This is a genomic window from Archangium sp., from assembly GCF_036389735.1.
Lineage (GTDB): Bacteria > Myxococcota > Myxococcia > Myxococcales > Myxococcaceae > Archangium.
In genome coordinates this window covers 1-9,998 of sequence record NZ_DASVWK010000421.1, presented here as the reverse complement: position 1 = coordinate 9,998, position 9,998 = coordinate 1, and the positions used below count along the sequence as shown (strand labels likewise).

General features: G+C 69.3%; 5 protein-coding genes. 4 read left to right on the top strand and 1 reads right to left on the bottom strand.

The features are described 5' to 3' along the window. Positions 1-1,054 (top strand): NAD(P)/FAD-dependent oxidoreductase (locus tag VF794_RS15210; RefSeq protein ID WP_331111020.1); only part of this gene is annotated, 1,054 nt, incomplete at its 5' end. Positions 1,055-1,178: 124 nt separating this feature from the next. Continuing rightward, positions 1,179-1,448, top strand: coding sequence for a GlsB/YeaQ/YmgE family stress response membrane protein (locus tag VF794_RS15205; protein ID WP_331111018.1), 270 nt, complete (start codon positions 1,179-1,181; stop codon positions 1,446-1,448). 18 nt (positions 1,449-1,466) lie between these two features. Here the strand turns inward: VF794_RS15205 and VF794_RS15200 are convergent, their stop codons facing one another. Next, positions 1,467-3,905: a hybrid sensor histidine kinase/response regulator gene (locus VF794_RS15200; protein ID WP_331111017.1), complete on the bottom strand. Its 2,439-nt coding sequence runs from the start codon at positions 3,903-3,905 to the stop codon at positions 1,467-1,469. Between the two features lie 226 nt (positions 3,906-4,131). On the opposite strand from VF794_RS15200, the gene VF794_RS15195 reads away from it, so the two are divergent. Further along, the gene (locus VF794_RS15195; RefSeq protein WP_331111015.1) at positions 4,132-9,009 is read left to right on the top strand and encodes a hypothetical protein; all 4,878 of its coding nucleotides are present in this window, start codon (positions 4,132-4,134) and stop codon (positions 9,007-9,009) included. Positions 9,010-9,076: 67 nt separating this feature from the next. Further along, a partial coding sequence (locus VF794_RS15190; RefSeq protein ID WP_331111013.1) for a PAS domain-containing protein occupies positions 9,077-9,998 on the top strand: 922 nt, incomplete at its 3' end.

Here is a 9,998-nt window from a genome sequence, read left to right as displayed (position 1 = left end):
CGGCTTGAGCCGTCCTTCCCTCCCGCGCATCCCCGGGCTGGCCGGGTTCCAGGGCAAGGTCTTCCACTCGGCGAGCTGGGATCATGGCTATGCGCTGGAGGGGAAGCGCGTCGCCGTGATTGGCACGGGCGCCTCGGCCATCCAGATCGTTCCACGGATCGCCCCGCGCGTGAAGCAGCTCCACCTCTTCCAGCGCACCCCGCCGTGGATCCTCTCCAAGGACGATCGGGACATTGGCCAGGGGGAGCGGAAGCTCTACGAGGCCCTGCCCGTCGCGCAGTGGCTCCACCGGCAGCTCATCTACTGGCGCCTGGAGAGCCGGGTGCCCTTCTTCATCGTGGCGCCCTCCGTCCTGAAGCTCGCCGAGCGCGAGGCGCGTCGATTCCTGGAGCAGAGCATTCCGGATCCGGAGCTGCGGGCGAAGCTCACGCCGAACTACGTGCTCGGGTGCAAGCGCGTCCTGCTGTCGAACGACTACTACCCCGCGCTGCTCCGGCCCAACGTGGAGCTGGTGACCGAGGGCATCCAGGAGATCACCCGCGACGGCCTGCTCACGAAGGAGGGGACGGCACGCTCCGTGGATGCGATCATCTTCGCCACCGGCTTCCAAGCGGCCGAGGCGGCCGCGCCGTTCCCCATCCACGGACGGGGCGGGTTGGAGCTCGAGGAGGCGTGGCGCACGAATGCCGAGGCTTATCTCGGGGCGACGGTGGCGGGCATGCCCAACCTGTTCTTCCTCGTCGGGCCGAACACGGGCCTCGGGCACAGCTCCATGGTCTTCATGATCGAGTCCCAGGCCCAGTATGTCCTGGAGTGCATCGAGGTCATGCGGCGCGAGGGGCTCGGGTCCCTGGAGGTGCGCCAGGACGCCCAGGAGCGCTTCAACCAGCGGTTGCACGAGCGGCTCGACCGCACGGTGTGGAGCACGGGCGGGTGCGTGAGCTGGTACAGGACGAGCTCCGGCAAGAACACGACGCTCTGGCCGGGGTTCACCTTCGAGTTCCGCTGGCGCACCCAGCGGCCGGACCTGACGGACTACCACCTGGGGAAGTGAGATGTCCGCGACCGAGGAGAACGACATCCGGGCGACCGATTCGGCGCTCTCCTGCCTGGCTGCGCCCTCGGTCCTCCGCGCTCGGATGCTTACCTGAACGGGAGTCCCATAGGAGGTAGCTCACATGAGTATCGAAACACTCATCGTCTGGCTGTTCGTGGGTCTCATCGCGGGCTGGCTCGCCTCGGCCGTGGTGGGCGGCGGCTATGGCGTGGTTGGCGACATCGTCATCGGCATCGTCGGCGCGTTCCTGGGAGGCTGGCTCTTCCGCGCACTTGGAGTCCACGCACCTGGAAGTGGCATCGTGGGCACCATCGTCGTGGCCTTCGTAGGAGCCGTCGTCCTGCTCCTGCTATTGCGCGCCCTCCACCGCACGAGATACCGCGCGACTTGAGCCCCGGCCTTCCGAGGGTCAGGCCCCGCGGCGCAGCAGGGAGACGGCCACTCCCAGCAACTCGGAGGGATTGAGCGGTTTGGCCACGTGCGTGTCGAAGCCCGCCAGCAGCGCCGCGGTCCGGTCCTGCTCGCGGGCGTACGCGGTGAGTGCCACCGCCGGCACCCGCCCGCCCCGCTCGGGAGCGCCGCGGCGCACCTCGCGGATGAATGCGTAGCCGTCCATCTCCGGCATTCCAATGTCGGAGATGAGCAGGTCCGGCTGCTCCTGGTTCAGGAGCGTGAGCGCCTGGGTCGCGCTGGCGGCGCTGGAGACCTGGGCGCCTCCCTCCTGGAGCAGGGTGGTGAGGAACTCGCGCGTGTCCGTGTCGTCATCCACCACCAGGATGCGGCGCCCGCGGAGTTCCTTCGGGTAGTTCACGGGCAGCGACAGCCCTGGCGAGGGCTGGACGCGCACCGGCTCGGCGGCGTCCGGGCGCGGGGCCACCAGGGGCAGGCGCACCGTGAAGGTGGCGCCCTGGCCCTGGCCGGCGCTGTGTGCCTCGACCATGCCGCCGTGCAGCTCCACCAACTGGCGTACGATGGACAGCCCCAGCCCCAGCCCACCCTGGCGGCGCGTGGAGGAGGGGTCCGCCTGACGGAACCGCTCGAAGACGTGCGGCAGGAAGCTGGCGGTGATGCCATCCCCCGTGTCCTGCACCTGAATCTCCACATGCGCCGGGCCGCGCGAAAGGCGCACCGTCACGTGTCCGCCCGGGGGCGTGAACTTCACCGCGTTGGACAGAAGGTTCCACACCACCTGTTGTAGCCGGCTCGGATCTGCCTGGAGGGTGCCCACCTCGGGGTCCAACACGGCCTGGAGCTGGAGCCCCTTCGCCTCCGCCGCCGGGCGCACCACCTCCAGTGCGCTCTCGATGACCTTCGCCGGCTGGGTGGGGCGCACGTCCAGCCGCAGCTTGCCGCTCACGATGCGGTTGACGTCCAGCAGATCCTCGATGAGCTGCGTCTGGGACCGCGCGTTTCGCTCGACGGTCTCCAGGGCGCGCTCGCGCTTGTCCGGCGTCAGCTCCCGCGTGCGGAGGATCTGCACCCAGCCGAGGATGGCGGTGAGCGGCGTGCGCAGCTCGTGGGAGAGCACGCCGAGGAAGTCGTCCTTCAGGCGGCTGGCCTGTTCCGCGCGCTGGCGCTCCTGCTCCGCCACTTCGTACAGGCGGGCGCGCTCCAGGGCCTCGCCACACTGCTGCGCGAGCATCCGCAGGAAGCGCAGCTCCTCGGCGCTACCGGCGCGCTTGGTGGCGATGCTCAGCACGAGCGCGCCGACGGACCGGCCATTGACCCACATGGGTAGCACCGTGACCGCCTGGTCGTGCTCCGGTGAGCGCAGGGCCGCCACCTCCGGGTAGTGCCTGGCCACGTCCTCGCTGGAGCGGTACGACAGCACCTGCCCCGTGCGGACCGCCTCGACGACGGGGTTGTGGGCGTCCGGGGGGAGGGTGCGGAAGTGGTCGAGGTAGGCCTCGGAATAGCCCGCGCTGTAGAGGATCTCGAGCGTGCCGTCCGAGCGCTGGCGGTAGACGACCCCCAGCTCGGCGCCCAGGCCGCGCAGGGCCTCCGTGAGGATGGCCCGGGCTACGTCTCCTGGAGTGAGTGCCTGCGACAGGGCGGAGGTGGCCGCCTGCAGGCGCGTGGCACGCTCCTCGGCCCGGCGTGCCTCGGAGATGTCCGTGTTGCTGCCCACCCACTCACGCACGGTACCGTCCAGGTTGAACACGGGCACGGCGCGCGACAGGACCCAGCGCCAGCTCCCGCTGACGTGTCGCAGGCGGGCCTCGGCCGAGTAGGGCGTCTTCGTGGTGAGGGCCCGCTGCCACGCCTCGGAGAGGCGCGCGCGATCCTCGGGGTGGATGGCCTCCAACCACGCGGAGCCGTTCAGCCACTGCTCCAGCGTACAGCCCGTGAAGGCCCGCCAGGAGGGTGCATCCTCCACGGGGATGCCCCTGGCATTGGTGGTCCAGATGGAGGCCACCGACGTCTGCACCAGCGAGCGGAACCGCGCTTCACTCAGCTCCGCCTCGGCCTGCGCATGCTGGTCGTCAGGGCGCTCGGTGACATCCTCGGCGAGGTAGAGCCACTCCACGAGCCGCCCCGCTTCGTCCTTCACGGGGAGCGCCCGCGCGAGCACGTGGCGCCAGGCTCCGTTCGCCCGGCGCACGCGGCAGGTGAGGCTTCCCCCCGCGGGCGTGGTGGGCACCAGGTGTGCGCGATCCTCGGGATGGATGGCCTCCAACCACTGCCGGTCCCTCCACCGCTCAACGGTCTGCCCGGTGAAGGCCGACCACGAGTCAGAGGGCTCCTGCATTCGTCCCCCACGGTCCACCACCCATGAGAGGAGGTGCTCGGCGCCGAGGAGCGCACGAAGGCGGAGGTCGTTCCGGGCTGGTGTCGCCGACGCGGGCATGAAGGCTTCTCCCTGAAGATCTCCGCTGCACAACATCCCCGGGGAGAAAGCAAGCGCTGCCCCGCGGAGAAGGCCGGGTCGTCCATCCTCACGGCAGATTTGCTCCAGGGCCGGACCGCTTCCCATGTCAGACGCCTGAATTCTTCTAGGGGGTGGCCCTGGACGCGTCCGGACGAGAGCGCGCTGGACGTCCATGGGAGCGGTTCGGCTTCAAGGAGGCCGGGATATGCACATCGATTTCGACGCCGTGAAACGTTGGGCGGTTCGAGTGGGATTGCTGGCGGCGGGCGCCGCGGGGCTGCTGGCCCTGCCGGGTCGCTCCGGCAGCGTGCCAGTGCCCGAGAAGGCCGCGTGCTGCACGGGCGCCGCCGCGCTGGGTGACACGATGATCAACGCCTCGGGAGGAGGCGACAAGGACTTCTTCGAGGTGCCGGCCAGCCCGCCCGGTGCCCTCTTCCTGCTGGGCAACAACGCGTCCATGCAGGACTACGCCGAGTACCTGCCCGAGGTGGGGGACACCACCAAACCGGGGTGCTCGGATCCCGCGCTGATCGACGCCATGAAGTGGTTCGAGCTGGGCAGCGCGGATCCGAAGCTCAACGGCTCCCTGCCGTTCGACCCGGACGCGGACTTCTCCGCGCCGGAGAAGTCCTTCTTCGAGCCGAGCAGGTTCTATCACTCGCGCGGCCGGCGCCTCGCGTGGCGCGTGGAGGATGTGCCGTACTCGCTCGAGGTCGACATGCGGAGCACGGTGGGCTTCACGGACAAGCAGCAGGTCTGTGGCAACGCCATGGGCTGGAGCGAGCCCTGGGGCTCCCCCGTCTACAAGGAGTGCGAGAAGTGCCTGACGGAGAAGGGCTGGTGGCGTGGTCCGAAGGCGACCACGCCGGCGGACCCCACCACGGGTCCGCTGCCCGTGGAGGCGCGGCGCAGGTGGATCCTCAGTGGCCGCGTGCTCAACGTGCGTCCGCCCAAGTTCGTGGTGGCGCGCAAGGTGCTCAAGGACGTCATGTCCACGGTGGACGGTCTGCGCATCGGCGTGGCCACGTTCGGTCCGGATCATGGCTGGTTCGACCCACCGGTGCTGCTGCGGCCCCTCAAGCCGGCCTGCAACAAGGCCTATCCGCTCATGGACGAGACGGCGCTCGCGCGGCCCGAGCTCCGCGCGGCCCTCAACTCCATGGACTTCCGCAACGACGAGCGCTCCATCGGCGAGGCGCTCTTCGGGCTGGGCGGCTACTTCTCCTCGCAGAAGGTGGATGGGCGGTGGGCGAAGTGGTTCACCAACCCCATCACCCCCGGCTGGGGCTGGCCGGGTTGCTGCAATGGTGGCACGTATGATGACCCCCTTACGGGCAAGGCGGGCAAGCCCTGGGGCGCCCAGTCTCCCGATGAGTGGCTCAAGGGCACCCAGCCCTGGGAGGGTGTGGGCGAGGAGCGCTCCGTGTGCTTCGCGTGCCAGAACAGCTCGATCATCGTGCTGACGGATGGTGCGCCCAGGTTCGACAACTCAGTGCCCATCACGAAGATGATGGAGGTGCTGAAGGCGCGGGGCGCGCGGCATCCGGATGGCTCGCCGCTCACGTTCGACCCGAGCAACCCGGAGACGAACACGGCGCCGGGCGGGGTGAACTACTGCGACGCGTTCGGCGCCACGAAGGAGGACTGCGACTACGCGAACTGGCCCACGGGGCTGGCGAAGACGAACAAGAACTTCATGGACGACGTGGCCTTCTTCCTGGCCAACGCGGACCTGCGCGATGACCTGCCGGGCGACCAGTCGGTGCGCACGTACACCATCGGCTATGGCGACAACAGCCCGATGCTCCAGAGCATCGCGAAGGCTGGCAAGGGCAGGTTCTTCCGCGTGGGCGATCCGAACGAGCTGCGTGATGCCCTCATGGCCGCCATCGGTGAGGTGAAGCAGGTCTCCACCTCGTTCGCCTCGGCCAGTCTCGCCAGCGCGCAGGCCGGAGGGGTGCAGTCCTCCTCCTTCGTGCCGCGCTTCACTCCGCGCCGCAACCGGCCATACGAGGGACACCTCTACCGCTTCTTCTTCTACAACGAGTACTCCCAGGGTTGTAACGCCGTGCGGGCGAAGAGCGCGGGAGGAGATGCGCGCGATCTCAACGGCGACAAGGACTGCGATGACACCTTTTTCGTGGACAAGCCCGCGGGCTTCGTCGCCGCGCCGGGCACGGTGCCGGCCATCTCCAGCTTCACGAGCGCCAACATCGTGCAGGAGAACGTGGAGGGCGTCTGGGTGAAGGCGCAGTCGGCCGCCGTCAACAACGAGGGCCGACTGGTGGGCGGTCTCGCGGCTCAGCCCTTCTGGGACCTGGCGGAGACGCTCGGTCAGCGCGGCGCGAGCGCCGCGTGCGATCCCACGGATCCGCTCAACCCCACCAGCGGCCGCTGCGTCTTCACGATGATCGACCGCGACAAGGATGGTCGGTTCACCGAGTCGGACAACCCGCCCGAGCCGTTCGACCTCGCCCATCGCGATGCGCTGAAGCAGTACCTGCTGGCGGCGGGGGATGGCTTCTGCGGCGGTGCCTTCGCGAAGCTGCGCAGGGCCTGGACGGCCTCGGCCACGCAGCAGGACGAGTGCGTCGACACGCTCATCCGCTTCGTGCGCGGCGAGGATGTCTTCGACTACGACGGGGACCTGCTCACCACCGAGGACCGTCCGTGCGCGGACGATGCCTCCAAGTCCTGCAAGCTCGCGGACATCTTCCACTCCACGCCGGTGACGGTGGAGCCACCCCTGGAGCCGTTCCTGTGCTCGCTGGGGCTGAGCGGCCAGTGCATGCCCACGCTCTACGAGGACTTCACCGCGTCGGTGTCGTCCGAGACGTCGTGCTCCACGCCGGGAGCGGGCAAGCCCTGCTATGCGTCCACGCCGATGAGCCCGGCGCGTGGCTCCGGCGCGGACAAGTACGGCGCCTATGACGTGTACCGCAAGGCGAAGGCGAAGCGGGAGCGCATCCTGCTGGTGGGCTCCAACGGCGGCATGCTGCACGCCGTGCACGTGGGCACCTCCCTGTCTCGCGAGAAGGAGAACGTGCTCGACGATGCGTACGACGTGGGCAGCGGCCAGGAGCTGTGGGCCTTCATCCCTCCGGACCTGCTGCCCAAGCTGGGCCTGATGATGAACGGCCACGAGTACTACGTGGACGGCACGGCCATGGTGCGTGACGTCTGGGCGGACGGTTCCGTCGATGGCACGCGCAACGACGTGAAGGAGGCGAACGAGTTCCACACGCTCGCGATCCTCACCGAGCGCTCCGGTGGCCAGCGCTTCGTCGCACTGGAGGTGACCAACCCGCGCGAGATGCTGAAGCCGGACGGCAAGCCCTTCCGGTGGATGTTCCCCAATGCGTGCGAGCCGGAGGCGGGCAGGGTGGGCCAGTCCTGGAGCAACTTCGCGCCCAGGCCGCCGCCCATCGGCCCGGTGCGTCTCGCGAAGGGCAACGCCCGTGGCTGGGAGGAGCGGTGGATCGCCCTGCTCAACGGAGGGTACAGCGCGGACCTCTCGCGAGGCCGGGGCGTGTACATGCTGGACGTGTGGACGGGCCAGAAGCTGTGGTCCGCCGAGGCCCTGCCCGGTGTCGTCACGGGAGAGGCCTGGAAGGACGAGGTGCTGAGCCAGATGATGCCCATCGTGGCCGCGCCGGCCCTGGTGGACATGGGCCGCGCGGAGAGCGTGCGGAAGGACCTGGATGGCTTCTTCGACACCCTGGTCGTCGGTGACCTGGGCGGTCAGGTGTGGACGTTCCGCTTCCACGAGCCGGGTGTGCTCGGTCCCGACGGGCAGGTGACGAACTGGTTCGGCGCTCGCTCGCTGGAGCTGGCGCGCGAGGGCAAGGCCCACCAGAAGCTTCCCTTCTTCCACATGGCCTCCAACGTGCGTCAGCCGGAGACGGGCTGGCTGCGCAGCTTCCTGGGCACGGGAGATCGGCAGCACCTGCGCTCCAAGGAGGGCACGAACTGCGGCCCGGACGACCTGATGGCCTGCGTGCGCATGAAGTGTGACGTGAGGGCGGAGTTCATCGCCGACCTCAACGGTCAGCAGCGGCAGAGCGTGCTCGAGTACAACGATGGCGTGCTGGTGAAGAACACCGAGTCCAGCTCGGGCTCGGCGGCGGCCACGTGCACGTCCTCGCGGATGGAGCTGACGAGTCTCCGCATCCAGTGCGACAACGGCACGGCACTGGGCTCCGGCTCCTATTTCTTCCCCGCCGCGGGCGCGACGGAGCCTGCCAGCACGGATGCGCGGTGCACGAAGACGGGCGGGGCGTGGTCGTGCTCGCTGGCCAGTCTCCCCACCGACGCGCACGGAGACCTGCGCCTGGGCGCCGATGCCGACAAGGTGCCGCACAACCGCTACGTGGGCTTCCACTCGTATGGAGGCGCGCGGCGTCGCTTCACGAGCGCCGCCGAGGCCCTCGCGTTCGACGACGAGCGCCTGACGGATGGCAGCTTCGACTGTGGCGCGGGCGTCGACTGCTCGTTGGTGGATGTCACCATCCCGGACAGCGCCTATGCGACCTATATGCATCCCACGCTGGGCACCGTCCGCTACGTGCCCACGGGTAAGCTGGCGTCGCTCCCGCGAGGAGCCACGGAGGGGCCGGGCTGGCTCCTCCGGTACGGTGGCCTTCAGGAGAAGACGGCGGCCGGTTCGGCCGTGCTGGGAGGCATCGTGTTCTGGCCCAGCTTCTCGCCGCCCGCGGGAGCCACCGTCTCGGCCTGCAAGCTGTCGGGAGAGGGCGACCAGAGCCGCTCGTGGCAGGTGGACGCCATCACCGGACTCCCGGACCAGGCCGAGGGCTTCTGGGTGACCGACAAGGACGGCAAGCCGCTCGGACACCTGCCCTCCAAGACGAGCGATGCGTGGGCTCCACCTCCGGAGCCGGCGGCGGTCGTCTCCCTGTCGCCCTCGGGCAGCATCCGCTACGAGGTGGTGATGCCGGGCGTGGGCAAGGGGCCCGTCAAGGAGACGCTGCGCGAGCGCATGGACGCGACACCGGACATCTCCTGGCTGGAGGTGCCGCGCAACCTGCACACGTGCCGCCACGTCAACTCCCAGACCTGTAATTGACGCGGACCGGCCACTTATCGATGCCGCCATCCTTGACGTGGCACCTCGTGCCCGCCAGGGTGGCGGCGTGAGCGCGCCTCCCTCATCGCACGCCCCCGGTTCCAACCCCGCAGCATCTTCTTCCGAGTCCGGCAGCTCCTCGTTCCCCGACGCCGAGCGGCTGAAGGTGTTGCTCGGGCACATGTCCGAGGCCTTTCTGTCGCTGGATGCGCGCGGGCGTGTGCTCGAGCACAACGCGCGGGCGGCGGCCCTGCTCGGGGTGGAGCCCGAGGGGCTGCGCGGCCAGGAGCCGTGGGTCGCGGTACCGGCGCTGGTGGGCCGGACGCTGCATGAGCGGTTGGTGACGGCGCTCGAGCAGCGTCAGCCCGCGCGCTTCCTGGCGTCCCTGCCGCCGCGTACCTGGTTGGAGGTGTCCGTCGTGCCCGTGCGCGACGAGCTGTGGGTGCTCGCCAACGACATCACCCAGCGCGAGGACGCCCAGGTCCTGGTGCAGGAGACGGAGAAACGCTTCCGGCTGCTGGGCGAGCGCTTCCAGGTAGCGCTGGACTCCGCGCAGATGGCCGTCTGGGAGACGAACCTCACCACCGGCCAGGTGTTCCGCTCCGAGGGGCATGACCGGCTCTACGGCTACCCCGAGCCGCTGCAGGAGTGGACGCACGAGATGTTCCTGGCCTCGCTCCACCCGGAGGACCGTCCCGAGGTGGAGGCGCAGGTCGGGGCCATCTTCTCCACCGACGTGAAGGCCTATACCTCCACCTTCCGCACCCGGTGGCCGGATGGTTCCTGGCACTGGATCACCAGCCGCGCGCGCGTGCTGCGCGATGGAGACGGGCGGCCCCTGGTGGTGCGGGGCGCCATGCTCGACATCACCACCCTGAAGGAGACCGAGCTGGCGCTCCAGGAGGCGGTGCGCGTACGCGACGACTTCCTGTCGCTCGCCAGTCACGAGCTCAAGACGCCGCTCGCGGGGCTGTTGCTCCAGCTTCAGA

What these genes read in the sequence shown, in the direction of transcription:
- VF794_RS15200 (WP_331111017.1), bottom strand. Translation starts at nt 3,905, where the DNA reads ATGCCCGCGTCGGCGACACCAGCCCGGAACGACCTCCGCCTTCGTGCG.
- VF794_RS15205 (WP_331111018.1), top strand. Translation starts at nt 1,179, where the DNA reads ATGAGTATCGAAACACTCATCGTCTGGCTGTTCGTGGGTCTCATCGCG.
- VF794_RS15195 (WP_331111015.1), top strand. Translation starts at nt 4,132, where the DNA reads ATGCACATCGATTTCGACGCCGTGAAACGTTGGGCGGTTCGAGTGGGA.